The sequence below is a fragment of the Vibrio sp. 1288 genome (assembly GCF_033344475.1).
This window is the reverse complement of record NZ_JAWPOX010000379.1, coordinates 1-777: the sequence shown is the minus strand read 5'-3', so window position 1 is coordinate 777 and position 777 is coordinate 1. Positions and strand designations below refer to the sequence as shown.

The window sequence follows — 777 nt, the reverse complement described above, 5'->3', positions numbered from 1 at the left end:
GTTCCTCTCGTTGTTGGTGGTCTTGTTCGACCTGATTTTCAATAGTTAGATTGGTATCGCTCGTTTCGTTCAGAGGTAAGCATTCTCCACTTTGCGGAAGCAGTAATTGTTTGCCATCCAGAACATCCTGAATCAACGTAGCAAGGGCTTCTTTCTCAACCGGTTTTGGCAAGTAACCATCAAAACCCGCTGCCAAGTAGCGTTCCACTTCTTCCGCAAAAACATGAGCAGACACCGCAATCATAGGTGTCGGTGACAGCGCTTTGTCACCTGGCTTGTTACGTTCGATGCGTTTTAAGCGTTGAATCAAATCCGTGCCGTCGCAATCAGGTAAATTGATGTCAACAAGCGCGATGTCAAAATCTTGTTTATCAATGATTCGTTCAGCTTGCAGGCCATCTTCCGCCATCACAACTTGGTGCCCCATGCTCTGGAGGAAACCTTCCGCCACTACGCGGTTTACTTCATTGTCTTCGACCAACAGCACTTTCGCTTTCACCTTGCAGCGAGCGCTCGCCACAACACCGATTTCAACAGGTTCGCTTTCTTCAAGTGGGATGGAGAACCAGAAACGGCTGCCTTCGCCCTCTTCTGAGTCGACTTCTAGCACGCCGCCCATGGCTTCGACGATACGTTTGCTGATTGCTAAACCAAGCCCTGTACCACCGATTTGGTTCAGACCACCTTCTGCTTGCGTGAAAGCATCAAACAGAGTTTTCTGATCTTTTTTCGAAATGCCGATACCTGTATCTGAGACTTCAAATAGCACTTGCGATT

Annotated in this window: 1 protein-coding gene; it reads right to left on the bottom strand. The window is 48.1% G+C overall.

Annotated elements, in window-relative coordinates:
• On the bottom strand, positions 1–777 hold a 777-nt coding region (locus R8O11_RS26890; RefSeq protein WP_318194832.1), incomplete at both ends, for a response regulator.